Consider the following 23,062-nt stretch of genomic DNA (forward strand, 5'->3'; position numbering starts at 1 on the left):
ATGCTGCCTCAGCGAGCACCAAGTTCTGCAGCGAGTTCGCGCTCAAGTTTTTCATCATGTTCTGGAGGAAGTACATTCTCCATTTTGGTGCGATGTGTACTGTAAAACAGCATACCAATGAAGACCATCCCACCGATGATGTTTCCAATTGTAACTGGGAAAAAGTTCCAGAAGATGCATTTCCAGAAGGGCACTCCAGAACCAAGCAGGGGTCCTGCTGTATGCAGAAACTGATTGACAACAATGTGTTCCATGCCCATCGATTGGAAAGCCGTGATTGGCAGCCAACAAGCAAGAATTTTCCCTGGGACACTTTTACTGACCAACGCCATTGTCACTCCAAGGCATACAAGCCAGTTAGCGATCACACCGCGAACAATGGCAAGAAAGAAGCCAAGCCCTGCAAGATTTTCGTATTTGACAATGACATTGGCTTTGTTTAAAGCAATGATTTTTGCAGCTACCTGTTGCCACATACCTCCTCCATCAGCTGCTGAAGCAGGATCCACTGTTCCACCACTTGTAAGGCTGATGGCCATTAAGCCCGCTGCAACAGCAGTGCCAATCCAATTGCCGAACCATACCCAAGCCCAGTTTCTCCACGTCGCTTTCCAAGTGGTCTTGCCCGCCCATGTCGCCATCGGTAGAAGTGCAAAGTTACCGGTGACCAGCTCCATGCCAAACAGCACGATGCTTGCGAAGCCGAAGGGGAAGAGGAAAGAACCAAGCCAAGGGTTTTTGCTGGTGAGACCTACTGTCAGAGCAAGAATGACAGCAAGGCCAAGGATTGCCCCTGAATAAAAACCTCGCAGTAGTAAGTCTTTGACGCTGACAGTAGCTTTCTTGCCACCGGCACCAATCATGCCATCGACAAGTTCATTGGGAAGAACGTAATCCATCGGTTGTATTGGAAATGTTGAAGTAAAGGACGGAATCAGGTCGGAGCCTCAGCTTCGAGTGTTAAAAACGGATCAGCCCGACCTCTGGGGCTCAAGTAGTTGACAGTGGGAGAAAAAGCACTTTGGTGAATAGCCATCACAAAGGAATGTGGTTGGTCGGGTTTTGTAGATCCGTGGCTTCAAAACGAAGCGCCACGAATTCAAAATTTTTACGTGTAATTTAATTGCTTATATGATTCATGAATCGAGAGAAGAAGTCAGTACCACCTTCATTTCCTAAGCTTGGTTTCGATTTTATTTTGGCATCAAATTTTTCAAGAAGTAAACCCTTAAGAACTGAATGGATGTCTTCGGCAGGAATTGCTTTGTGAAGAAGGGATCCCATCATTGGATTTGATCCTTGCGAGCCTCCAATAGTGATCTTATAACCTTCACCCATAACACCTTCACTGTTTTTAGCCTTTGTACCAGTTAAACCAATTGACCCCATATCTGCTTGTCCACAATTGTTTGGACAACCAGTCCAATGAATTTTCACATGTTTTGGCAACTCAAGCTCGGAGTCAAGTTTTTCAGCAACTAAAAGCGCCTGATCTTTAGTATTGGTGAGAGCAAATCCACAGTATGTGTTGCCTGTGCAAGAAACAGTCCCCGCTGATATTGCTTGGGGATGAAGTGGAAAACGTTTGAGGAGTGGATCAACTTTAAAAGATTCTAGTTTTTGTTCGGGTATTCCTACAATGATAGCATTCTGTTCTTCTGTCAATCTTACTTCACCGGAACCATAATGTAAGCTTGCTGTTGCTAGATCTTGCAGATCTTCAGCTTTAAGTCGACCGACTGGTACGTGAAGGCCTGCAAAAAATTGACCTTCTTGTTTTTGAGGATGAATTCCATAATGTGAACGAGGCTGATCGTCGAAAATTGATCCTGGATCAGGAGTAAGAGGGCCGAAGCGCTCTTCAACCATTGACCTAAAACTTTCAAGGCCTATGTTGTCCAAATATAATCTAAACCTTCCCTTAGGACGTTTATCTCGTTCACCATTATCGCGCCAAATCTTGATAACTACTTCAGTGATTTCGCAGATTTGGTTTGGTTTAACCCAAGCATTTAGTGGGATGGCATAGGCGTTCAATTGAGAGGATAGAACTCCTGCAATCCAAACACTGAACCCCATTACACCATCCAATTCAACAGGGTGGAAAATAATATCATTATGCAGTAAAAAATTATCTTTGGCGCCGGCAACAGCGGTATTCCATTTCCTGGGTAAATTAGAAAATTCTGGATTGCCCTCGCAATTGTTAGTTAGAAAATTCTGTAGCTCGGTTGTATATGGGCGGGTGTCTATTATTTCATGGGGATCAATTCCTGCGAGGGGATTGCCTGTGACATTACGAGGATTGTCAAAACCTGACTGTATTGTACTTAAACCAGCCTCTTTAAGTCGTTTAAGAATTTCAGGTAGATCACCTAATAAGACACCCCTTAGTTGTAAATTTTGTCGAGTAGTAATGTCACAGCTTCCGTTATCACCATAACGTTCAACTATCGATGCAATTACTCGAAGTTGCATCGATGTGACCACCCCATTTGGAATTCTCAGGCGGAGCATAAACTTCCCAGGTGTTTTTGGGCGCCAAAACATTCCGTACCATTTAAGGCGTAGCTGTAAATCTGTTTCATCAACTTCTTCCCAGCCGATTTCAGCAAATTTTTCAATCTCACTACCAACAAGCAAGCCGTCTTTGGCAGCTTTGTTTTTTTCTATTTTATTGAGTTTTTTGCCTTCTAAGTAAGGTCTTGATGAAGCGCTGGTAGTCATGTGAAGATTGAGGAAATATTTATTTGATTGCTCAGCAACGAATAAGCAATCAAAATAATGTGGACTAACAGCGTTTCAAAAAAGAAGGAACGCTGTCTTCTTTTTACAGGTCATGACAACTTTTTATTGGTAGCAAAAAGAACAGTTTTCGAAATTGCTCTCAGCCCGGGCTGGCGTTGCCGTTTTTGTTGTCGCTGCTACATCTTGTGTGCGAGACGAACGCCTAAAAGTCACTTTCAGTGAGTCAATATTGGCGTCCAATCTCGCCAACCATGCGCACGGCGCCTTGTCGGATCATTTGCCAAACCCGCTTCATTGCAGCAAAGTCTCGGTCCAGCTCGCTTTGGAAACGGGGCTCGCGAGATCTGGCCGACTTGCTCTCCAGTCGATGACGACGGGAATAACGGCGATGAGGCATGAGTCGTTTAGACGACAGAATTCAACTATGAGATCAGCTGCGACGGCCTCTGATCCGTGGCCATTGTTACGGAAACAGGTCTCCCATCAGGGTTGTCGTGCTCTTCGTCTTGTTGTTCATGGTCGTCCAGGGGGCATCGTTCCGGACTGCCTGCTTGACGTTGCCGAGACGCTTGCGCTGATTCGTGCGTCGCCTGTTCAGCTGGATGCTCTCACCTCCGGTTCCGATTTTTCCTCTCCATTGCAGTCCTCCTGGCTGATTCCACTGTTTCTGCTGCCCGGATCCCATGTTCGTCATGACATCCCTTCGATCCGCCGAACAATCCGCAGTCGTGGGGAAGACGTGACCTCACTGCCTTTTCTCGGTGCATGGCCCCTCTGGTGGGACCTTGTCGGAAAGGATCTGAGACTCCAGCCAAAGTCTGGTTGCGTCACTCTCCTGCACCATCCTCTGCGGCCAGGCCTAGCCAACCGCTTCCTTGATTCCCTATCTCAGCGCTTGGGATTCCCGGTGATGGCCTTTGATTGCTGGTCAGAGCGTCGTTACACCGATGAATTCAGGCCCTATCCACTGGCCTTGGCACCCAATCGGATGACTGATGCTCTGCAAGCGTCCGACGACAGCCCAACCTTGCTTGAACGGCCTCTCCTCCGCCAGGGCCTAATCGATCTGCTAGCCGCACTGCCGTGACCGACGTCAAGACCGGAACCGTTTATCTCGTGGGAGCAGGGCCTGGCGATCCAGAATTGCTCACCGTCAAAGCTCAGCGCCTTTTGAACAGGTGCGATGCGCTGGTGTACGACTCCCTGGTCCCGAAAGAGGTTCTCAATCTCGTTTCCGAGGGATGCGAACGGCATTTTGTCGGTAAACGGCGGGGACATCATTCCGTTCCCCAACCCAGTACGAATTCCGTGCTGGTTGATCTTGCTCAGAAACATGCCTGCATCGTTCGCTTAAAGGGGGGTGACCCTTTCTTGTTTGGTCGTGGTGGTGAAGAAGCCGCCCATCTCGCCCAGCGTGGAATTGACGTGCAAGTGGTTCCTGGTGTGACCTCAGGGATTGCGGCCCCGGCTTATGCAGGTATCCCGGTGACCCACCGCAATGCAGGCTCCTCTGTCACCTTCGTGACCGGTCATGAGGAGATCGACAAGCGTCGCCCTTCGGTGAACTGGCGTTCGCTGGCTACGGCAAGCGATGGGCTTGTGATCTACATGGGTTTGCACAACCTGCCGCGTATTGCAGATGAGCTGATCGCGGGAGGGCTCGCAGCCTGTACGCCTGCAGCTGTGATTCAACAGGGCACCGTTGAGGGTCAGCGATGCCTGAAAGCGCCCTTGGGAAAAATCGCTGAGGAGGCACGCCTGCAAGCGTTCCGGTCCCCTTCGATTGTTGTGGTCGGTGCTGTGATCGAGCAGCAAGTCGAGTCCTGCGCACCGTCTCCGGCAGCGGTCACGATGCCGATTCCGTTTTGATTGGTGATTCGCTCGGCTCTTTGAGGCGTGGTCGTAACTGGGCGAGATTGCATGGTTTTGTTGTGGGGTCCAGTTGGTCCTGAATCAGGCGAGACCAGGCGGTTGTGACCGCATCGAGCGATCCCGGTAAAACGAATAAAAAAGTGCCGTTCGCCACACCAGCAAGGCAGCGGCTTTGCAAAGCGCTCGTGCCGATCGTCTCAAAGGAGAGCACACGGAACAGTTCTCCGAAACCGTCGATTGTTTTGTCAAGCAGGGGTTCCACCGCTTCAGGGGTGCCATCTCGACCTGTCAGACCAGTCCCCCCTGAGCTGATCACCACATCAACGCTTGGATCGGCAATCCAACGGCTCACCTCAGCGCGGATCAGGTAACGGTCATCCGGGCAGATCAACCGCTCATGGAGTTGGTGGCCCGCGCTGAGAAGCTGTTGTTTTAGATGATCGCCGCTTGGGTCGTCGGCCAAGGTCCGGCTGTCAGAGATAGTCAGAAGGGCAATGACGAGAGACACGCTTCCTCTGCATCGGGTTTGGACGCTAGAACCGCAGGGCATGCCACGGTGATTGATGTGCTGCAGGTGCTTCTCTTCGCTTCTTTGAGGGATCGCGCCGGATGGAGTGTCCGTCAAATGCCTTTAACGGCTCGCACAAACACTGCAGGAGAGCTCTGGGCTGAACTGCAGCTTGGCTCTTTGTTGGCAATCAATATTGCGGTAAATCAGCAGCTGGTTGGTCCCGAGCGGGTGCTCTGCAATGGAGACGAAGTGGCATTTCTGCCACCCTTTACCGGTGGTTGAGCGGATGGCTTCAGCGGTGCAGGTTGAGATTCGTCAGCAGCCCTTCTCCCCTTGGGCTGAGCTTGAACAGTGGGGCGGCGATGCTGCTGCTGACGCCGTGTTTCTCGGGCGGGTGCGAGGTCAGACGATGGATGGACGAACCCTGCAGGCGCTGGAACTAGAGCATTACGCAGGTCTCTGCGAGCAATGCATCAAGACGTCAGCTCAGACGTTGTTGTCTGAATACGAGGCTGATGCCGCTCTTGTTCTGCATCGTGTTGGACGACTTCTGCCCGGTGAAGTGATCGTTTTGGTTGCTGTGCATGCTGATCGACGTGGCGCTGCTCTGAATTGCTGTGCCGCACTCCTGGAGGATCTCAAACACGGCGCACCTTTTTGGAAACGGGAGTGGTGCGATGGTCAGGGAACCTGGCTTGCGTCCAATACGCCCCGTTGATCAACGATGGCCGGGTGCTGGAGCTGGTACCCGCGTTGTTTGAGTCTGCGGTTGGAAATGCGTCGATTGCAGCCGCTCTTGTGTGCTTCACCACCCCATCGGATCGGAGCAAGACCTTGTCTGCGCAGGGCGCCGTCCACTAAATCCGCCAGTCGGATCGGCTCGTCATTCACGACGTTGACCACACCGGACCAGCCTTTTTCGATCGACGCCCTGAGTGCCCCTGCCGCGTCAGCCACGTGCACCCAGTTGGTGAAGCGCTGACCATCGCCTGCGCGGTTCTGACCAGCAAGACCACGGAAGCGCTGATCCAGGTCGCGTCCGGGACCATGCAGAGCCGCCAACCGCAGGATGCACACTTGCTTTGATGGCGTTTCCGCCAGGTTTTGAAGCAAGTCTTCGACCTCCAGTAGTACGGCGCTGTGGTCGTCGTGCGCCTGTACTGGGGTTGTTTCATCCACCCAATCGCCAGCCGCGTCGCCGTACACCGAGCAACTGCTTGTGTAGACGATTTGCCCCAGTTTCGGCAGCGCTGGCAGCAGCTGTTTCAGGCAGTTCAAACTGTCGAGGAAGGTTTGCCGGTAGCCACCGGCATCCACCTGGCGATCGCCTTTCGGCCCTAGGCAGAACACTGCCACGTCGGCTTCGCTCAGGGCCTCATACAGCTGCTTGGGGTTCTGCGCACTGCAAATCTGAACTTGTTCCGCCAGGGGCTTCAGTTCTTCCAACCGCCCTTCGCTGGTTGTGGTGAGTGTGAGCTCTGTTGTTGTTCGATGGCTCTGCAGTTCGCAGGCCAGGGCCATGCCGACATAACCGCAACCCACAATCGTCAGTCGCAAAGTGAGTCCTGGCATTTGTGGCAGACCCTAAGCAGGCTGGATGAGAGCCGGCCGTGGCAGTCATGACTGATCAATGGGGTCTCAACCGACGCAATTTCGAGGGGAGCTGGCAGGGCGTTGGATCGTGGTTTGAACGTCAGGGTGTGCAGCCGATTGACTGGGGCATTCCCAGTCGGGTGATTGATCCCACCCGGTATGTGATCAGTTTCAGTGATGCTGACACCGGATTGTGGGATGGATCCGGACTGTTCTTTGCGCCGGGAGGAACGGCCCAATACCCAATCAGTCGATCGACCTACAATGCCGGTGGTGGGTGCTGGCAATTCGAGGGCGCTGGGGGGCAGTCCAGTCGCCGGCTGGATGAGGATCAACCCCGGTTTGGCCATGAGATCAATCTTTTTCAGGGGCGCTCCCGCTCCATGCTGGTGCTGATCTGGATGCGCTCTTCGGATCAGTGGCTGTTGAAACTGGCCGGCGCAGTGGGCTTTCGCTGCCAAGATGCACAAATCCATGAGCCGGAGCGTCCCACGTGCGGGACACCCAACGCCCTTTTGGAACCCTTGCGGGGTTGGTGCGGTAGCAAGCAACGGTTGATCCCAAAAGTTGGGGTCCATGCACAAGCCAGTGTCCCGGAGCTGCTGCAGTTTGATCCGGAGCAACTGCTGATTCATCCCTGTTCTGTGGTGATGCCGGACGGGATGGTGTTTTCCGTGCCCGAGCAGTTGCCCCGGGGAGAGTTCCGTCTGGAGGTGGGTGGATTGCTGGGTCCGGAACTGTTTCAGCAAGTAAGCATTGTGTTTAATGCATCAGGTCAACTCGCGGCTTGGGAACGGCGTCGGTTTCAACCGGATCCGATCTGATGTCTATGGATTGAGGCTTTGGCGCGTGATCGATCAACATCCACCAGAAAATCACATCAATCAGGACTGAGACTCACCAAAAATCTGCAGCATCATCTTCAACAGCCGGATCAATAATCTGTTGTCGAAGAAACTTTTTAGAAGAAACTCATGATGCCAGACAAACTAATTGTCCAGTTCATCGTTGCCTTCGCAAGCGGTCTTGCGGGGGAAGGATTGCTTGCTGTCACCACAATTGTTGCTGGTGACACATTGTTGTTGTCTACGCCATCAGCAGGTGAGGGTTGCAGCATGCTCATCCATGGGAAGGAGAGCACAAGTGCGCCGACTCTTCCTTCTGCTCGGTTGATTGTGTGATTTGACTGCATTGAAATTGTCTGACTGTTTGTCTTGTGGCATAGGGCGCTATTCATATTCATTTGGCAGTAGTTTTGTTTAGGATGTGGTGTTATTTTATTTTACTTTATTTTTGCTGTGGCCTTATTTGCTTCAATAAGTTTTCTGTTGTGTCTTGTAAAAAGTCTTGCCAAAATAGGCTTTGGCGTATGGATCGATTAGGAGTGGTGGGTCTTGGTAAGAGAGACAATGCGATAATGAAAAGCTTAAAGGTCGCCATTCTTCGGTATCCAATTTTCCTGATTTTTATAATTCAATTCTTGTTTTAGTTTGGCACTGATTGTTTTAAATCTTGGTTGATTGCTGCGGCTTGGAGTCTTGGGCGTTCTATGATTTTTGTAAAGATGAATGTCTATCGCAAACATCTCTGGTTGATAAATTGGACTTGCCAATCTAATGATCTCATTTTTTTCTCAGGATTTTATCTTCATTTTTTCATCCATAGAAGCCCTTGAAACGCAGAAGATGGGTTCGTGAGGAGCGAACCTCAGTCCATTTTTTTTGAATTATGGCTTACTCAACAGTTCAAGGCGTTTACCGTTTCGATGCAGATGGTGATTGGTTTACATTTAGTGGGAACATTGATTCCTATGATGGAGGTGGAGCGCTTAAGACTGATGTTTGGTATGCGCCAGAACAACTGGGGCTTGACAGTTGGGACGACCATGATTCAAATGATCTCATCAAATTCAGCTCTGTCAGTAATAATTTTGGATATGGTTATAGTGATTTGATTATAGAAAGTTATCATGATTCGTATTCCGGTCAAACCTTTGATGCTATATATAATAATTATGGAACATCTTTAGACTATTTAAGTGCAGAGCTTAAGGCCGGTGGAATGATTTATGAAGTAGGTCCACAATATAGAACATTTAACTCAATCCCTAGTGGAAATGGTGAAGCTTCCTTGGCGGATACTATCGCCTTTGACTCGCCCTTTGATGAGCTAAGTGGAAATAACGGCACCGGCGGCACTGTTATTAATATTATAAATAACGGAGGTGGTGATATTGCAGTAGGCGATATCATCGTCAATTCTTTAAAAGGAACGATTTCTTCGGATGTACTTTCAGGAATTGCTGGGGATAAGTTTGAAGACGATGTTATTGATGGTCTGGGTGGTGACGACGTCTTAACTGGATATAGAGGTGCGGACCAATTGAATGGCGGAGACGGCAATGATGAGGTGCGTGCTGGAAATGGGAGAGATGTCTTGACAGGGGGTGAGGGTGGAGATGACTTATATGGAGGCTTTGGGCAAAACACCTTTACGGGTGAGCAGGATGGTGCTGAAGACTGGTTGTTCTTGAAGAGCGATCACCTCGCGGTTAATTACCTAAATGGAAAAGCTGGTAATAATGTTGAAAACAAAAAGGCTGATGTAATCGCATCCCTTGATTCATTTGATCAGATCTTTATCCAAGGCGCAAGTGATTCTCAGTTATCGTTTAAATCAACAACCCATACAACCATATCTGGTGAGTCTTTGAGCGGCATTGGAATCTATGCGTCTAATTCTTTAGAAGCTATTTACACAGGCGATAATTTGACAATTAATCAGCTCAGTGAGATGACGATAGGGGTGGCGGCTTAGGTCATTCAGGGTTTGCAGGTTGTTTCGCCCCGCCATTCCTGGGGGCATTGTTTGTTTGAAAACGTGCCTTTTGCGCATGATTCTGAATCTGGATGCACTTCCCTTGTTGACGCTGACTAGAACACAGGTCTGCGGATCAGTTGGGCCCAGAGTTCGCTGCCTTGCGCCAGTGATCCTGCTTCAGCAGGTATTTCCAAAAGCAGATCGGCGTTCTGCAAGGACCCGATCCGTGAGGAGGCCTGGGAGCCTCCGATTTCAGCCAGAAGCTCACCATTCGCATTGCATCGCAGCCGTGCTCGCGCCAGTTCCGGCCGACCCGGCCGGCGTTTCAAGGGAGTCGCCAAGCGCACGCGGAGCCGTGGGAATTGCTCTGGTTCCATCTGCCCTTCGAGCAACTGCAGTGCAGGCCAGAGAAGCTGTAGTGCTGTAACTGCCGCTGCCACTGGATTTCCAGGCAGCCCGAAGAACGGCACATTGCCCTGCAGCGTTCCAAAGGCAAAGGGGCGTCCCGGTTTCAGAAACAACTTCCAAAAGCTGATCTCGCCAATGTCGTCCACCAGGGTTCGGATCCAGTCGCTGTCTCCTGCAGAGACACCACCCGTACTCACCACCACGTCGCAGCGTTCTGCCATTTCCAGCAATGCCTTGTTCAGCAGGGCAGGTTGATCCGCAACCACCTGTTGATCCACGATTGATTGGTTCAGCTTGCTCAGTAGAGCTTCCAGCAAGCTTCCATTGCTTTCCCAGATCGCCCCAGCGGGTCGTTCAGATCCGGCGGGGACCAGTTCATCTCCGCTAATCAACAAACCGATCTGCGGTTTTCGGTAGACCTGCAGCTGATGGATGCCGCAGCTGGCGAGGCGTCCCAGGTCTGCTGTTGTCAGGCGTTGTCCCCGAGCCAACAGGAGTTGTCCAGCGTGACATTCTTCATCGGCAGCTCGGATCCAGCGTTGATCGGAGGGGTCTCCGCGAAGCTGCAAACGCTTTTCATTGGCATCCACCAATTCCTGCGGCAGCACCCAGTTCGACCCGTCCGGGACTGGCGCTCCCGTCAGAATCCGGATCGCTTCGCCGGGGACAAGTGCAGCCGCGAAGGGGGCCCCAGGAGCAGAGCGTCCGCGCAATGTCCAGCTTGACCCAGGTTCCGGCTGGTGATCCTGAGCAAGCGCGTAGCCATCCATGATCGAAGCCCGGAATCCCGGCACATCGCATGGCGCCATTACATCAACGGCGCAGACGCGGTCGAGGCAGGATCGGAGTGGACGTGTTTCAGCAGCAGCAGCGCGCCGTGTCTTGATCGATTCCAGAACCCTGCAGCGTGCCTGGTCCAGTGGCAGGCCTTCTCGGCCGTAGGGCTCAGCGGCTCCAGAAGCCATGGCGTCCACCCTCTTTTTCAAGCAGCCGGATGTCGTCCAAAACCATGGCAGGGTCGATGGCTTTGAGCATGTCGTAAAGCGTCAGAAGGCCAATGGAAACCGCTGTCATCGCTTCCATTTCGACTCCGGTTTGACCGGTCGTCTTGCAGTGGCACTGCAGCCTCAAGCCTGGAAGAGTCTCATCGGGATCGATGGTCACCTCCATGCCACTGAGAGGCAGTGGATGGCACAGGGGGATCAACTCCCACGTGCGTTTGGCTGCCTGAATGGCAGCGATCCGCGCCACAGCCATGACATCACCTTTCGGGGTTTTACCGCGTCGGATCAGGTCAAACGTGGCTGGCTCCATCCGGATTGTTCCCTCTGCCGTCGCCTCTCGGTGCGTTACTGGCCGATCGCCAACATCAACCATGTGGACGTGGCCTGTTGCATTGAGGTGACTCAGTTCATCGCCCATGGAGATCAGTCACCTCATTGAAGACGGGATAGTGCTTCAGCGCTCCCCGAACGTGGACCAGAGCGAGGCTTCCGAGAAGATCACTGGCTTCAAATCCACCCTGGCGGCTGCGGGTCTGACCTGTGACGCAGCATTGGAGGTGTTGAGGTCGCGTTCTCCGAGAGCAGACCAGAGGGTGGCTGGGCTGGCGATCACTGGATCGACACCCGCCGCGGGTGCTGGAGCAGGAATGTTGTAGCTGCGCACCAGTTGCACACCAAGAGAGCCCACGATGAAAGCTCCCAAAAACCCAGCTGCAACGGTGATCGGGCTACGTGCCGCAACGCGGGAGACGCTGGTTGTCATCAACTGAACAGTGACACTGAAATTCAGTATGGGAATGAATCCGTGAGTTCGGAGCGGAAGGGAGAAAAATCTGTATCAGATTTAACGGTCTCTACAACTTCAAGCCATCGCGTCTGGGCAAGCTGAGGAAATTCGGTGACAACCCAACCATGCCCCATTCCTAACACCATCCCTAGCGATATCGCGAAGCGCATTCTTTGAAATTAAAAACGATTTGTCCAAGTCAACTTCTCTTCTCTTGAGCCGTTTCGTTGTCACGATTGACACTATTCAGGCCTTTTCCCATGGAACCCAACTCGCAGGCCAGTCATTGCTTCCGCTTCGAGCAGGATTTCGTTGGGAATTGGCGCTGCATTCCTCTTTGTGTGCGCCGCAAGCTTGATCTGATCGGTCTCAAACTGAAGCTCAGTCACTGGTTGGCTTTCACGCATCCGCAACGTCAGGAGCTGGTCGACTGGCGGGATGATTCTGAAGCTCTTGCGCAGTTGAGGCTCCACATTCAAACCTGTACACGCTTGATGCCGGAGGGCATGGCGAGAGATCTCCCTCCCGCCCAGGGCGAACCCTGGCAATCTGACGACGTTGTGCCGCAGTTGCTAGGAAAGGCAGCCGAGAGGTTTGACGTGGATCTGAGCCTGATCCGCTGGACAACCATCAGTGAATTGGAGCGATTCGCGCTCTGCAAGCTGGCTCGTCCTGGTCATGATCACCACAACCTGGCCGCTGCATTCAGCGAAGTGCTGGGCTGAGCAATCGCTTCAAGGCCTGGCGCTTTCTGCCTGTGTGCTCAATCGGTTTCACAACCGAAACAGCGGGCGCCACGATCACGGCGCAGGCCTTCAACTCGGGCTGCTTGGAGATGGGGCAGGCCTGGTCGTGCATCAAGGTGTTCGCTTCACAGGCCAACTCCTGGGTAAAGCCCCAGTGCATCGGCAGGAAAACGCATCCCTTCCTGATCCGATCGGTCACGTTCGCCCGTGCTGTGAGATGTCCGCGTCGCGAGCTGATGGCAGCCAGTTGACCGTTCACCACCTTCAGATCAAAGGCATCATCAGGGTGGATTTCCAGGAGGGGTTCGGCGTGCATCTTGTTGAGCCTCTCCACTTTTCCTGTGCGCGTCATCGTGTGCCATTGCCCGAGGTAGCGCCCGACAGTGAGCACAAGGGGGTAGGCATCGCAGGGGGGTTCCGCCAGCCCGAGTGGTTGCTCCTTGCAGAAGCGTGCTTTGCCGCTGAGGGTTGGGAAGTGGTGATCGCCATAGAGCCGCTTCGATGCTGTTGTCGGTTCGCTGTTGGTCGGGAAAGGCCATTGCTGAGGACCTTCCCGCTTCAGCAGGTCATGGCTGAGACCGGAAACATCGCACAATCGCCCTTGCGTCAACCGAGTGAATTCCAAGTAGACGTCAGCGGCTGAGCTGTAACTGAACTGTGCTTCAAAGCCGAGTCGACGTCCCACTTCAGCGAACACCTCCCAGTCCGGACGGCTTTGGCCATGGCGCCGCCGATAGGCGGGACAGAAGGTGACCCGGCGTTCGGAGTTGGTCATCGCACCGTCCTTTTCGCTCCATTGGGCAGCCGGCAGAACGAGGTGTGCATAACGGGAGGTTTCGGAATCTGCGTAGGCCTCACTCACCACCACCAGAGGGCAGTTCTGCAATGCGGTTTTGACCCGGTCTAGGTCCGGCATGCTGACCAAGGGATTGGTGGCGGCGACCCACCAGAGATCAAGCTCATGGCGTTCCATCGCCTCCACCTGTTGCCAGGCAGCCAGGCCCGGTGTCGCGGAGATGGAGCCATTTTGAAATCCCCAGATCTGTTCGACCTCGGCCCGGTGCCCGGCGTTGTTCACCAACCGGTACCCCGGTAAGAGGTGGGCAAGACCACCAGCTTCGCGGCCACCCATGGCATTGGGTTGCCCAGTGAGCGAGAAGGGCCCGGAACCTTCCTTTCCGATCTGGCCGGTCAGCAGATGCAGGTTGATTAGGCCACCCACAACGGCCGTGCCTTCACGGCGTTGGTTCACCCCCATGGACCAGAGACTCAGCACGCGTTGCCGGCGGTGGAAGAGGTGCGCCACATCCCGCAGACGTTTTTCGGGGATGTGGCAGAAGCGCGCTACACGCCGTGGTGTCCAGCGGGCGACAACGTCGAACAGAGCATCGAAGTTTTCGGTGTGATCGTCGATGAACGTGGCGTCCTGTCCATTCTCCCGGAGCACAAGGTGTGCGATGCCATGCAGCAGAGCCAGATCGGTGCCAGGCGCAATCGGCAGATGGAGATCGGCGGCTTTGGCGGTGTCGGTGCGGCGTGGGTCTACCACCACGATCGTGACGCTGCTGGGATTGCGTTTTTTGCGTTTGAGCAAGCGCTGGAACAGCACCGGATGGCATTCGGCGGTGTTTGTTCCGACTAAAAACGCCACGCTGCAGTGGTCGATGTCGTCGTAGCAGCACGGTGGACCATCCGAGCCGAGGCTCCGGGTGTAGCCCGCCACTGCGGAACTCATGCAGAGCCGGGAATTGGCATCGAAATTGTTGGTGCCCAGCGCTCCCTTCAGGAGCTTCTGAGCCATGTAGTAGTCCTCTGTGTGGAACTGGCCACTGCCATACATGGCGATCGCATCGGCGTTGCCACGGTTATTCAGGCTCTGTCGAATCTGAGATGTGATGCGCTCCAGGGCGTCGTCCCAGCTGATTGGTTCGAAATCCTGATCGAGCTTGCTCCGATAGAGAGGATGACCGACTCGTCCCATGGCCAGGGTCTCGCCCACCGTTGCGCCTTTGATGCAGACCTGTCCGAGGCTGGAGGGGTGCTGGCGGTCGCCTCGGGCTGTCCACATCGGGGTGCCCTCTGCATCGCGTTTTACGGCTCGGCCCTTTTCTGCTGGTGGAAGGAGCTCAAGGCCGCAGCCAACCCCGCAGTAGGGGCATTGGCTGCGCGTGCTGCGGGGGGGGTCGGTCATGCAAGAAAAAAGCAAGAACAAAAACCCGGGGTTTCAGCCCCGGGTCATTGTGCAGACGCGGACGAAACGAGCCTGCGAAGTGAACAGGCTCAGGCGGTTTCGCCTTCGTGCAGTTCGTCGAAGGACCCCTTGGGCTCCTTGAGGAAGAAGAAGCAGAAGAAGGCCACGATCAAACCGGCCACGCCCAGGATCTGGAAGAAGGCACTGTTGGAGGCTGCGATCACCTCAGGGCTTGGTTCGCCGCCGCCGCCCATCCACATCGGCAGGAGGCTGAAGATCGTGAGGTATGTCACAGCACCGACGTTGCCGTAGGCACCGACCAGACCGGCCACCTGACCGGTCACACGACGCTTGACCAGGGGCACCAGCGCGAAGGTGGCCCCTTCACCGGACTGGACGAAGAAGGAGGCCAGCATGGTGATCACCACGGCCACTGCGATCCCGGTGGTGCCGGTGAAGGTGCCCGGCTTGATCATGCTCATGATCAGGTAGCCAACGCCAAGACCGGCGGTGAGGAAGCCCATGGTGTTTTTGCGGCTGCCGACGCTGTCTGAGATCAGACCTCCGGCAGGACGGGCCACCAGGTTCACGAAAGCGAAGCAGGAGGCCAGAATTCCAGCGGTGGCCTTTGGCAGATCGAAGGTGGTTTCAAAGAAGGTGGGGAGCATCGAGACCACGGCCAGTTCGGAGCCGAAGTTCACGATGTAGGTGAGCTCGAGAATCGCCACTTGGCGGAACTCGTAGCGGTCTTCCTTGGGATAGACCTTTGTGCCCGAGATCAACTCGCGGTTGGTGCGGATGATGCCCCAGGTCTGGAAAGCGAACCAGACGGCGACGGCACCCAGGGCCAGGGGGTAGGTGCTCGGGGTCAGGAAGCCAACCTTTGATAGCCGCCAGCACAGCACGCAGAGGATGGCTGCGAAGGGCACATTCATGCCCAGCAAACCCCAGAAATCGCGCATGGAAGTGACTTCCAGGCCGGCCGTCTTGGCGGGACGCTGATACGTCTTTCCGGGGGGAGTGTCGGTGACGTTGAAGAAGTAGAAGAACCCATAAAGGGCCGAGATGATGCCGGTCAAGGCGATCGCACCGCGCCAGTTCAGAACTGCTCCGGTTGGCAACGTGAAACCACCGGAGAAAGAGAGGAAGCCGGCGAGGGCCACCATGGTGAGGGCTGAGAAAGCGGAGCCGAAGTTGCCCCAACCGCCGTAGATGCCTTCAGCCAGGCCGATTTCCTTGGGTGGGAACCACTCAGCCACCATTCGGATGCCAATCACGAATCCGGCGCCGACGATGGAGAGCAGCAGACGCGCCACCACCAGCTGATTGAAATCTTGTGCAGAAGCGAACAGCAGACAGGGAATGGCTGAGAAGACCAGGATCGAGGAATAGGTGATCCGCGGCCCGAATTTGTCCAGAAGCATCCCGATCAGCACGCGGGCCGGGATGGTGAGGGCCACATTGCAGATGGCCACGGTGCGGATCTGACCGACAGTCAAACCGAGGTCCGCTTTCACGGTGGTGGCCAGTGGAGCCAGGTTGAACCAGACGACGAACGTCAGGAAAAAGGCAATCCAGGTGAGATGAAGAGTTCGATATCTCCCCTGGAAAGACCAGAGGTCGCCAAGCATGAAAAGAGAGAAAAATGGGCCTCGAACTTCAAAAAAGCAGCATTCGAGGTTTGGTTAGACGGCTCAATAAATCCGTCCATTGAGGCTTAATTAAACAAGTCAGCTGGGCATCAATTCGTGTGATTCGCTACGAAAAGCCCTTTTTTGGTTCGAAATGAACAATTAATTGTCCACTTTTTGTGGTGGATATTTTCGAAGCGTCAAGCATGTATCAATTTTTACTTTTTTGGATTTGAAAGAATTGGATCAATTCATTGATTCAACTTTGAGTCAGTTCATGACCCTTCGCGCCTGCATTCTCTGTGGAGGTCAGAGTCGGCGGATGGGTTCGGACAAAGCGCAGTTGGTGCATCCAAGTGGCGGCGTTTGGTTGACCGCTCTTGTTGATCAATTGCTCTCCCTGTCGTTGCCGGTCATGGTTCTGAGTGGTCATCCAGCCCATGGTCGACTTGTCGCTGGGCGGTTGGACGTGTCTTTCGTGAGGGAAAACAGACCCTGGCAGGGGCCGTTGCAGGCTTTTGCCAGGGTCTTGGCGGCGGGCCCCGGACAGCCCTTGCTTGTGCTTCCGGTGGATATGCCCTTTTTGAATGCTGCAGTGCTTCAGCGGTTTCTGGACGCCTGGGCGACCGATGTCAGCTGTGCTGCGGTCGCACACGATGGAACACGGTGCCAACCCTTGCTGGGCATTTACCCTTCAGGGGAGCCTTATCAGCCGGCCTTGCTTGCACAGCTCGATCGAGGGGATCGACGATGGCAGCACTGGTTGGACAGTGTGCCGCATCGTTTGGTCTCCCTTCCCGCTCCGGCCTTATTGAATGCCAATTGCCCGGAGGATTTGGCGGAGTTGGATCGATGACGACGCTTTCTCCTCTCTCGGATCGGTTGGATCGCTCTTTAGGCGTTCTGCGCCTGTCATTGACGGCACGATGCAACTTGGCATGCACGTATTGCTGCCCGACGAACGCTGAAAGCGATGCTCGTCTCACGTTGTCGGCCCAGTTGGCTGTGATACGGGGAGCTTGTGAACTGGGCGCTCGCTCTTTGCGCCTCACCGGTGGAGAACCGTTGCTCAGTGATCGACTGGAGCCTTTGCTCCAAGCGGTTGCCTGCGGTCGGGCCGATCCACAGGATCCTCTGAGCCGCCTTCGGGACGTGGCATTGACCAGCAATGGGATGTTGCTTTCACAGGCACGTGCCGGGCAGCTTCGGCGTCTGGGTTTGGATCGGATCACCATCAGTCTCGATGGAGTCCATGCTGAGCGGGTCGGTCAGATGGCTGGGCGGCCGGGATCAGGAGCGCGGGTGTTCGAACAGGTGTTGTCCGGATTGAACAGTGCGCGGGCCGCCGGCTTTGATCCCCTGCAGGGTCAGCTCAAGCTCAACAGCGTGATCCAGAGAGACGTTAACGATGACCAGGTGGTCCCCCTTGCTGCTTTGGCCCGTGAGCTCGGGGTTGAACTGCGATTGATCGAATATATGGATGTTGGCCAGCGCAATGGCTGGGGGGTGGCGCAGGTGATGCCTGCCGCTGAAATGCTGCGTCTCATCGGGAACCATTGGCCGCTTGAACCGCTCCCCCGCGCTGCCGGCAGCACATCGTCTCGTTGGCGGTACCGCGATCAGAGGGGTGTGGTGGGTGTGATCGCTTCGATTACCAAACCGTTCTGTGGGGATTGCAATCGTTTGCGGGTCACAGCGGATGGCATGGCTTACACCTGCTTGTTCGCCAGTCAGGGGACGGACCTTCGCGTTTGGTTGATGCCAGCAGTTGATCAGATTGGTTTACGGGAAGCGCTGCAAGATCTGTGGCGGCACCGCAGCGACCGTTACAGCGAGGAAAGGGGTCAAGCCAATGGCCATCGAGGCTCCCGCCCTGAAATGGCTTACTTGGGTGGGTAGGAGGGTCGGCTCCATGGCTCAGCGCAGACTCACCTGTCCGCTGGCGATGTCGAAGTAGTTGCTCACAATGTTCAGGCGACTGCTCCTGTGGGCCAGGGCCATGAGTTCGCTGCGCTGCGTCAGCTGGCTGCTTGTCTGGCGAGCGTTTGCCTGAATCGACTCCATCAGGTTGTGCTCGGGTGTGAGGGTGTCTCGGATCGGCTCCACCAATTGTTTAAGCAGAGGCGAGAGGGGGGCATGACGCCGAGCCGCTTGGATGGCCCCACAGGAGCTGTGACCCATCACCATGATCAGTGGGCAGCCCAGGATGGAAACGCTGTATTCCATCGAGGCGATCGCCTCATCGAAGGCGGTATTGCCAGCACTGCGGATGACGAAAAGATTGTTGGGTGCCGCATCGAAGATCCATTCAGGGGCGACGTGGGAGTCGGCACAGGTCAGGATCGTGGCCCAGGGGGCCTGGCCTCAACTGATCACTTCGGCTGACAAAAAGCAGTTCTCCCGCCAGAGGTTGGCCATGGCTGCAGCGCTCTGCTCTTGTTTCGGCCCGGTTCTGGTTCTGCCAGGCTCCCATCAAGCGTTCATCGCCCGTTTGGAGAGCCAAGAGTGGGTCGATGGGACGACACGATCGGGTCGTTTCCGTGCTGTCGGACAGCACCGATCTGGCATTGCCCGTTAGGCCAAGCAAGGTGAGGCTTGTTCCCAGAACAAACGACCGTCGATCCATGGCCATGGGCCGTGCGTTTGTGATCCTGAGCAGCAACAACCGTAGTCAGACCGCTTGGATGTGCCGCTTTGGTGAACTGTTCACATGGATCGGATAATTTCATCAAAGGGTTGCAACGACAACCGTGGAATCTGCTCAACACTTTTAGACCGAGCCGAAGTTCAGTCCACGGGCTCGAAATCGATGTTCGAACGTTTGCCATGCAGGCGTTTCCGCGACACTCCCTCTGTTCGTTTCTTCGACATCACAGTCGAAGCCTCGAATGCCAGGGACCTTGTTGTTCACACTGGTCCTGCAATCAGTCCTCCCAACGATGAACGAACGGGAGCATGGCAATTTTATCTGCACCCACATCAAGAGGATAATTTGCTCGCTGCCAGTGGGGGCCGCACTTTTTTTCTCGTCAACATCAATTGGAAAGATCCTGTGCATGTTGTAAGGCTTGAGAGTGGTGGGGATATTCTCAGAATTCCACCTGGTACTTTTCACCGCTCGATTTCAGATTCTCAAGGCTCAGTTGTGATCAACCAGGCCAAACGGCAGCCTCTCATCTCATTGGAGAATGAATTCCGGGTTTATAACAGTGCTCGCATTCCCGCATTGAAATCCGCCATTGCTGTCTGGACTGAAGCGTCTCAGGCCGTTGCTCAGGTTGTTGCTCCGGCCTCGCTGCTTCAGGCTGCCTGATCAGCGTTGGCTCAACCTTCACGCTGGTTGACCTGAATCAGCGTGCTCCCAGGGCTGGGTGTTTTGTTTTCGATTTCGGCTTCGATCGTCCAGGTCATTTGGCTCTTTGTTCCACGGGGGCCTGAAAATGTTCCGCTTACCGCAGCCGTGAGCTCAGGAGTCGCTGAGCTCGCCAGCACTACATATCGATCGCAAACTTCTCCACCGGCGCTCGGGTCGAAACCACGCCAGCCTGCTTCTGGTAGATAAATCTCCGTCCAGGCATGGAGTTCGTAGCGCTCAGGAGCTGGATCCGATAGCTGGTATCCACTGACAAATCGCGCCGGCAGGCCAACGCAGCGGCAACAGGCCACCATCAACATGCTCAGATCACGACAGGAGCCAATCCGTTCCCGCAAGGTTCGGCCGGCTGGCCAGGCAGGACCAAGGTGACGTTGGGTGTATTTCACTCGATCCTGAATCAGCTCAATCAGCTGCCTTAGAAAAGACAAAGCCATCTGGTTGCAGCCCATCAGCGCATCTTGAGCGAGGTCGACAACAGAGGGTTCGTGTTGGCCATTCGGCAGCCATCCGCCTAGGGCACCCTGAACATCAGGGTTCAGTCCGTTCTGCGGGAAGGGCAGAGTCGGTTCCTCTCCGCTGAAGCAACTCCGCAGAGCGGGAGCGGGGCGGGTTTCCACACAACTGCGGGCTTCAAAACTCAGACGGTCGGTGGTTCCTAGAAAGTTCAGCCGTTGGATTTCATCTCCACTGGCCGCCAGCAATTCCTGCTGCTGGCTTGGCTCGGGTGAGATGGAAAGCTGATGTTCCAGCAGCTTTTGGAAGCCCAGACCACGGGGCTTGAGGCACAATCGATGCGCTCCCAGGCTCACCGGTGCGTCATAGACATACGTCAGGCGGTGAATGATGAGAGTGCGCATGCGGGATTGTTGGGCGTGGTTCCGAAGTCGGTCGTTGTGAAATAACGCTTGTGAATAAGGTTGTGAAGTCGATTGAGATCCTTTTGAAGTTGATCAATGGCTTCATGCAAGCCCCTTTCAATGAGTACATCGATCCGCACATAACTCCATCGCGCTAACAACTGCCCGCGCAGACATTCGAGATCATCGGGTGGGCCCTGAACGGGTTGTTGTTTAATTTGTTGCAGGGTGTCGTTGATCCCCTGCAGGCAATAACGAACGGAACGCGGAAAATTCGGATCCAGCAAGAGAAAACGAGCCACTGTGCTGGGATGGATCGCCTGTTGGTTGTTTTGGCGATACATCTGGTAAGCACCCGCGCTGCGCAGCAGGGCAATCCACTGGAGTTCATCCAGGACTCCACCCACCTCTTCCTGACTCGGGAGGAGCAGAAAATACTTCACATCGAGAATCCGTGATGTCTTGTCGGCTCGCTCAATCAGTCGCCCCAGCAAGCTGAACAGCCAATTCAGGTCTCGGCTGAGCGTCACATCGGTAATGCCATAGAAGATCTGACAACCACGTCGAATTGTCCGCAGCTGTTCCTGGTCCGGTTCGCTCCAGATCGCCTCTCCGTCCTGAAGGCTCCAGTGCAGATCGTTGATCTGTTCCCACATCTCCGTGGTCATCACATCACGGATCTGGCGAGCATTCTCCCGGGCACTCGCAACACAGCTCACAATGCTGTTGGGGTTGGATCGGTCCAGCAGGAGGAAGCGGATGACGTCCTTGGGAAGTCCGGATGGATAGCTCTGATCAAACCGTTGTCGATCACCGGTGACCTCCACCAGAGTGATCCAAGGTTCTGCACTGCCAGGGGGGCAGTCGAGGGCCATGGCTTCGCTCACTTCAAGAAAGCGCGAGATGTTTTCAGCTCGCTCGAGATACCGGTTGATCCAGTACAGGGAATCGGCAACACGGCTCAGCACAAGACTGCTCCGGACAGCGGGGCCGGCTTCCCCTGGTCGCTGACGACCCAGGTGTCCTTGCAGCCGCCACCCTGAGATGAATTCACTACCAGGGACCCCCGTTTCAGAGCGACACGGGTCAGTCCTCCGGGACTGACCCAGTCTCTGGCACCCCGCAACACGTAGGGCCGAAGATCCACATGGCATGGGTACAGCTCTCCATCGCTGAGTGCTGGCACCGTGGAGAGCTGCAGGGTGGGTTGCGCGATGAAATTGCGGGGGTTGTCGCGGATTTTCGTATCGAAGCTGGCGATTTCGGAGCGGCTCGCCTGGGGGCCGATGAGCATCCCGTAGCCGCCCGCCTCGGCGACGGATTTAACGACCAACTGCTCGAGGTTCTCCAGCACGAATTGACGGTCATCCTCCCGTGAGCACAGATAGGTCGGAACGTTTTCGATGATCGGTTCTTCGCTGAGGTAATAGCGGATCATCGAAGGCACGTGGGCGTAGATCAACTTGTCGTCTGCCACCCCAGTTCCAGGGGCATTGGCAATGGCAACCCGTCCTTTCACCAAGACATTGACCAGCCCTGGGACGCCGAGCATCGAGTCGTTTCGAAACACCAGGGGATCGAGGAAATCGTCATCGATGCGTCGGTAAATCACATCCACCGACCTCAGCCCGTTGGTGCTGCGCATCCAGACACGGCCCTCCTCACAGATCAGGTCCCGTCCTTCCACAAGGGGGATTCCCATCTGCTGAGCGAGGTAACTGTGCTCGAAGTAGGCACTGTTGAAGACGCCGGGAGTCAGCAGCACCACCTGTGGCTGGTCGGACCAGGGGGCCAGGTCCTGAAGCGTGCGCAGCAGATGGGATGGGTAATCGTCGATGGGCTGCACAGTGCGTCCGGCGAACAGCGTCGGGAACAGCCGTTTCATCACTCGCCTGTTCTCGAGGAAGTAGGCCACCCCTGACGGACAGCGCAGGTTGTCCTCAAGCACGCGCCAGGTGCCCTGCCCATCACGGATCAGGTCCAGGCCGGAGATGTGGCACCAACGGTTTAGAGGAAGCTGAATGCCTTGCATCTGTGGTCTCCACCCCTGCGAACTCTCCACGTCTTCCCGCGGGACGACACCGTCGTTGATGATCTTCTGATCGGCGTAAATGTCCGCTAAGAAGCAATCAATGGCTTCAAGCCGTTGAATCAAGCCCCGCTCGAGATTGGACCAATCGCTTTGACTGATCAAGCGCGGTAATGGGTCAAAAGGCAAAATCCGTTCACCACCGTTCACGCCGGAGTCGTTGAGGCGAAACGTTGCTCCAAGCCGGCGCAGCAGGTTGCTGGCCGACGCATGACTGCGGTTCAATTCAGCTAGACCCATCTGTCCGAGTGAGGACAGCAATGGAGCCAAGTTGTCGCGGGGTGAAGTTGGTTCTGTAGAGAAATATTCGTCGTAACCGGTTGATGGTTTGTAGTCAGTGAACACCTGACAACCTCAGTTGAGGTGCATGTAAAAACTCAGCCAGTTGCTTCCGAGTTGTTGTTGCTACGGAATGCGGCATCGTGACCC

Annotated in this window: 25 protein-coding genes; 11 read left to right on the forward strand and 14 right to left on the reverse strand. The window is 54.8% G+C overall.

The features are described 5' to 3' along the window. Window positions 1-8: 8 nt before the first annotated feature. Together SIB64_RS02035 and SIB64_RS02040 are read right to left on the reverse strand one after the other, a co-directional pair. A complete protein-coding gene (locus tag SIB64_RS02035) occupies window positions 9-899 on the reverse strand; it encodes a formate/nitrite transporter family protein (RefSeq protein ID WP_413441675.1) in 891 nt (296 codons plus the stop codon). Between the two features lie 220 nt (window positions 900-1,119). Beyond that, window positions 1,120-2,727: a ferredoxin--nitrite reductase gene (locus SIB64_RS02040; protein WP_413441676.1), complete on the reverse strand. Its 1,608-nt coding sequence runs from the start codon at window positions 2,725-2,727 to the stop codon at window positions 1,120-1,122. A 445-nt stretch (window positions 2,728-3,172) separates the two neighbouring features. Between SIB64_RS02040 and SIB64_RS02045 the strand changes: the two genes are divergently transcribed. Continuing rightward, complete coding sequence (locus SIB64_RS02045) at window positions 3,173-3,835, forward strand: DNA mismatch repair protein MutS (RefSeq protein ID WP_413441677.1); 663 nt, start codon at window positions 3,173-3,175, stop codon at window positions 3,833-3,835. Beyond that, window positions 3,832-4,617, forward strand: coding sequence for a uroporphyrinogen-III C-methyltransferase (gene cobA / locus SIB64_RS02050; protein ID WP_413441678.1), 786 nt, complete (start codon window positions 3,832-3,834; stop codon window positions 4,615-4,617). Before SIB64_RS02045 ends, cobA begins: the two co-directional genes overlap by 4 nt. Here the strand turns inward: cobA and moaB are convergent. Beyond that, window positions 4,595-5,128 carry a molybdenum cofactor biosynthesis protein B gene (gene moaB, locus SIB64_RS02055; RefSeq protein ID WP_413441679.1) on the reverse strand — a complete coding sequence of 178 codons (534 nt, stop codon included), beginning with the start codon at window positions 5,126-5,128 and terminating at the stop codon, window positions 4,595-4,597. The two genes, cobA and moaB, sit on opposite strands and share 23 nt — an antisense overlap. 18 nt (window positions 5,129-5,146) lie before the next feature. Between moaB and SIB64_RS02060 the strand changes: the two genes are divergently transcribed. Together SIB64_RS02060 and SIB64_RS02065 are read left to right on the forward strand one after the other, a co-directional pair. Beyond that, window positions 5,147-5,413, forward strand: a complete 267-nt coding sequence (locus SIB64_RS02060; protein WP_413441680.1) for a MoaD/ThiS family protein — start codon at window positions 5,147-5,149, stop codon at window positions 5,411-5,413. Between the two features lie 4 nt (window positions 5,414-5,417). Next, a complete protein-coding gene (locus SIB64_RS02065; RefSeq protein ID WP_413441681.1) occupies window positions 5,418-5,849 on the forward strand; it encodes a molybdenum cofactor biosynthesis protein MoaE in 432 nt (143 codons plus the stop codon). Here SIB64_RS02065 and SIB64_RS02070 read toward each other — a convergent pair. Next, a complete protein-coding gene (locus tag SIB64_RS02070) occupies window positions 5,813-6,703 on the reverse strand; it encodes an NAD-dependent epimerase/dehydratase family protein (protein ID WP_413441682.1) in 891 nt (296 codons plus the stop codon). The genes SIB64_RS02065 and SIB64_RS02070 overlap by 37 nt on opposite strands. A 47-nt stretch (window positions 6,704-6,750) precedes the next feature. Here SIB64_RS02070 and SIB64_RS02075 point away from each other — a divergent pair, with 47 nt between their 5' ends. From SIB64_RS02075 to SIB64_RS02085, 3 genes are all read left to right on the forward strand, one after another. Beyond that, window positions 6,751-7,548: a hypothetical protein gene (locus SIB64_RS02075; RefSeq protein WP_413442828.1), complete on the forward strand. Its 798-nt coding sequence runs from the start codon at window positions 6,751-6,753 to the stop codon at window positions 7,546-7,548. A 150-nt stretch (window positions 7,549-7,698) separates the two neighbouring features. Next, complete coding sequence (locus SIB64_RS02080; RefSeq protein ID WP_413441683.1) at window positions 7,699-7,905, forward strand: hypothetical protein; 207 nt, start codon at window positions 7,699-7,701, stop codon at window positions 7,903-7,905. Window positions 7,906-8,452: 547 nt separating this feature from the next. Beyond that, a complete protein-coding gene (locus tag SIB64_RS02085) occupies window positions 8,453-9,541 on the forward strand; it encodes a calcium-binding protein (protein WP_413441684.1) in 1,089 nt (362 codons plus the stop codon). A 116-nt stretch (window positions 9,542-9,657) separates the two neighbouring features. Here the strand turns inward: SIB64_RS02085 and SIB64_RS02090 are convergent, their stop codons facing one another. The 3 genes from SIB64_RS02090 to SIB64_RS02100 are packed head-to-tail and all read right to left on the reverse strand — an operon-like array spanning window position 9,658 to window position 11,719. Then, complete coding sequence (locus SIB64_RS02090) at window positions 9,658-10,917, reverse strand: molybdopterin molybdotransferase MoeA (RefSeq protein ID WP_413441685.1); 1,260 nt, start codon at window positions 10,915-10,917, stop codon at window positions 9,658-9,660. Next, entirely contained in the window at window positions 10,898-11,374 is a 477-nt protein-coding gene (moaC, locus tag SIB64_RS02095; RefSeq protein WP_413441686.1) for a cyclic pyranopterin monophosphate synthase MoaC, read from the reverse strand. The genes SIB64_RS02090 and moaC overlap by 20 nt, the downstream gene beginning before the upstream one ends. 36 nt (window positions 11,375-11,410) lie before the next feature. Next, window positions 11,411-11,719 (reverse strand): hypothetical protein, encoded by a 309-nt coding sequence (locus SIB64_RS02100; RefSeq protein ID WP_413441687.1) that lies wholly within the window; start codon window positions 11,717-11,719, stop codon window positions 11,411-11,413. 284 nt (window positions 11,720-12,003) lie between these two features. Here SIB64_RS02100 and SIB64_RS02105 point away from each other — a divergent pair, with 284 nt between their 5' ends. Then, window positions 12,004-12,468: a nitrate reductase associated protein gene (locus SIB64_RS02105; RefSeq protein WP_413441688.1), complete on the forward strand. Its 465-nt coding sequence runs from the start codon at window positions 12,004-12,006 to the stop codon at window positions 12,466-12,468. Here the strand turns inward: SIB64_RS02105 and SIB64_RS02110 are convergent. Then, window positions 12,449-14,680 carry a molybdopterin oxidoreductase family protein gene (locus SIB64_RS02110; RefSeq protein ID WP_413441689.1) on the reverse strand — a complete coding sequence of 744 codons (2,232 nt, stop codon included), beginning with the start codon at window positions 14,678-14,680 and terminating at the stop codon, window positions 12,449-12,451. The two genes, SIB64_RS02105 and SIB64_RS02110, sit on opposite strands and share 20 nt — an antisense overlap. A gap of 89 nt (window positions 14,681-14,769) precedes the next feature. Next, a complete protein-coding gene (locus tag SIB64_RS02115; protein WP_413441690.1) occupies window positions 14,770-16,311 on the reverse strand; it encodes a NarK family nitrate/nitrite MFS transporter in 1,542 nt (513 codons plus the stop codon). Between the two features lie 277 nt (window positions 16,312-16,588). Here SIB64_RS02115 and SIB64_RS02120 point away from each other — a divergent pair, with 277 nt between their 5' ends. Together SIB64_RS02120 and SIB64_RS02125 are read left to right on the forward strand one after the other, a co-directional pair. After that, complete coding sequence (locus SIB64_RS02120; protein WP_413441691.1) at window positions 16,589-17,167, forward strand: molybdenum cofactor guanylyltransferase; 579 nt, start codon at window positions 16,589-16,591, stop codon at window positions 17,165-17,167. Continuing rightward, window positions 17,164-18,210, forward strand: a complete 1,047-nt coding sequence (locus SIB64_RS02125) for a GTP 3',8-cyclase MoaA (RefSeq protein ID WP_413441692.1) — start codon at window positions 17,164-17,166, stop codon at window positions 18,208-18,210. The genes SIB64_RS02120 and SIB64_RS02125 overlap by 4 nt, the downstream gene beginning before the upstream one ends. Window positions 18,211-18,228: 18 nt before the next feature. Here the strand turns inward: SIB64_RS02125 and SIB64_RS02130 are convergent, their stop codons facing one another. Both SIB64_RS02130 and SIB64_RS02135 read right to left on the reverse strand, forming a co-directional pair. Then, on the reverse strand, window positions 18,229-18,654 hold the full coding sequence (locus tag SIB64_RS02130) for a carbonic anhydrase (protein ID WP_413442829.1): 426 nt from the start codon (window positions 18,652-18,654) through the stop codon (window positions 18,229-18,231). Continuing rightward, on the reverse strand, window positions 18,620-18,973 hold the full coding sequence (locus tag SIB64_RS02135) for a hypothetical protein (protein ID WP_413441693.1): 354 nt from the start codon (window positions 18,971-18,973) through the stop codon (window positions 18,620-18,622). The genes SIB64_RS02130 and SIB64_RS02135 overlap by 35 nt, the downstream gene beginning before the upstream one ends. Window positions 18,974-19,120: 147 nt before the next feature. Here SIB64_RS02135 and SIB64_RS02140 point away from each other — a divergent pair, with 147 nt between their 5' ends. After that, complete coding sequence (locus SIB64_RS02140; RefSeq protein ID WP_413441694.1) at window positions 19,121-19,624, forward strand: redox protein; 504 nt, start codon at window positions 19,121-19,123, stop codon at window positions 19,622-19,624. A gap of 11 nt (window positions 19,625-19,635) precedes the next feature. On the opposite strand, the gene SIB64_RS02145 is transcribed toward SIB64_RS02140, so the two are convergent. The 3 genes from SIB64_RS02145 to SIB64_RS02155 are packed head-to-tail and all read right to left on the reverse strand — an operon-like array spanning window position 19,636 to window position 22,978. Further along, window positions 19,636-20,544 carry a transglutaminase family protein gene (locus SIB64_RS02145; RefSeq protein WP_413441695.1) on the reverse strand — a complete coding sequence of 303 codons (909 nt, stop codon included), beginning with the start codon at window positions 20,542-20,544 and terminating at the stop codon, window positions 19,636-19,638. Next, on the reverse strand, window positions 20,517-21,512 hold the full coding sequence (locus tag SIB64_RS02150; RefSeq protein ID WP_413441696.1) for an alpha-E domain-containing protein: 996 nt from the start codon (window positions 21,510-21,512) through the stop codon (window positions 20,517-20,519). The genes SIB64_RS02145 and SIB64_RS02150 overlap by 28 nt, the downstream gene beginning before the upstream one ends. Further along, on the reverse strand, window positions 21,506-22,978 hold the full coding sequence (locus SIB64_RS02155) for a circularly permuted type 2 ATP-grasp protein (protein ID WP_413441697.1): 1,473 nt from the start codon (window positions 22,976-22,978) through the stop codon (window positions 21,506-21,508). Before SIB64_RS02155 ends, SIB64_RS02150 begins: the two co-directional genes overlap by 7 nt. Window positions 22,979-23,062: the final 84 nt, after the last annotated feature.

This window comes from Synechococcus sp. MIT S1220, from assembly GCF_047303025.1.
In the GTDB taxonomy this organism is placed as follows: domain Bacteria; phylum Cyanobacteriota; class Cyanobacteriia; order PCC-6307; family Cyanobiaceae; genus Parasynechococcus.

Coding starts and splice junctions, on each gene's coding strand:
- SIB64_RS02035 (WP_413441675.1), bottom strand. CDS start 899: ATGGATTACGTTCTTCCCAATGAACTTGTCGATGGCATGATTGGTGCC.
- SIB64_RS02040 (WP_413441676.1), bottom strand. CDS start 2,727: ATGACTACCAGCGCTTCATCAAGACCTTACTTAGAAGGCAAAAAACTC.
- SIB64_RS02045 (WP_413441677.1), top strand. CDS start 3,173: ATGAGATCAGCTGCGACGGCCTCTGATCCGTGGCCATTGTTACGGAAA.
- SIB64_RS02065 (WP_413441681.1), top strand. CDS start 5,418: ATGGCTTCAGCGGTGCAGGTTGAGATTCGTCAGCAGCCCTTCTCCCCT.
- SIB64_RS02070 (WP_413441682.1), bottom strand. CDS start 6,703: ATGCCAGGACTCACTTTGCGACTGACGATTGTGGGTTGCGGTTATGTC.
- SIB64_RS02075 (WP_413442828.1), top strand. CDS start 6,751: ATGACTGATCAATGGGGTCTCAACCGACGCAATTTCGAGGGGAGCTGG.
- SIB64_RS02080 (WP_413441683.1), top strand. CDS start 7,699: ATGATGCCAGACAAACTAATTGTCCAGTTCATCGTTGCCTTCGCAAGC.
- SIB64_RS02085 (WP_413441684.1), top strand. CDS start 8,453: ATGGCTTACTCAACAGTTCAAGGCGTTTACCGTTTCGATGCAGATGGT.
- SIB64_RS02090 (WP_413441685.1), bottom strand. CDS start 10,917: ATGGCTTCTGGAGCCGCTGAGCCCTACGGCCGAGAAGGCCTGCCACTG.
- moaC (WP_413441686.1), bottom strand. CDS start 11,374: ATGGGCGATGAACTGAGTCACCTCAATGCAACAGGCCACGTCCACATG.
- SIB64_RS02100 (WP_413441687.1), bottom strand. CDS start 11,719: ATGACAACCAGCGTCTCCCGCGTTGCGGCACGTAGCCCGATCACCGTT.
- SIB64_RS02105 (WP_413441688.1), top strand. CDS start 12,004: ATGGAACCCAACTCGCAGGCCAGTCATTGCTTCCGCTTCGAGCAGGAT.
- SIB64_RS02110 (WP_413441689.1), bottom strand. CDS start 14,680: ATGACCGACCCCCCCCGCAGCACGCGCAGCCAATGCCCCTACTGCGGG.
- SIB64_RS02115 (WP_413441690.1), bottom strand. CDS start 16,311: ATGCTTGGCGACCTCTGGTCTTTCCAGGGGAGATATCGAACTCTTCAT.
- SIB64_RS02120 (WP_413441691.1), top strand. CDS start 16,589: ATGACCCTTCGCGCCTGCATTCTCTGTGGAGGTCAGAGTCGGCGGATG.
- SIB64_RS02125 (WP_413441692.1), top strand. CDS start 17,164: ATGACGACGCTTTCTCCTCTCTCGGATCGGTTGGATCGCTCTTTAGGC.
- SIB64_RS02140 (WP_413441694.1), top strand. CDS start 19,121: ATGTTCGAACGTTTGCCATGCAGGCGTTTCCGCGACACTCCCTCTGTT.
- SIB64_RS02145 (WP_413441695.1), bottom strand. CDS start 20,544: ATGCGCACTCTCATCATTCACCGCCTGACGTATGTCTATGACGCACCG.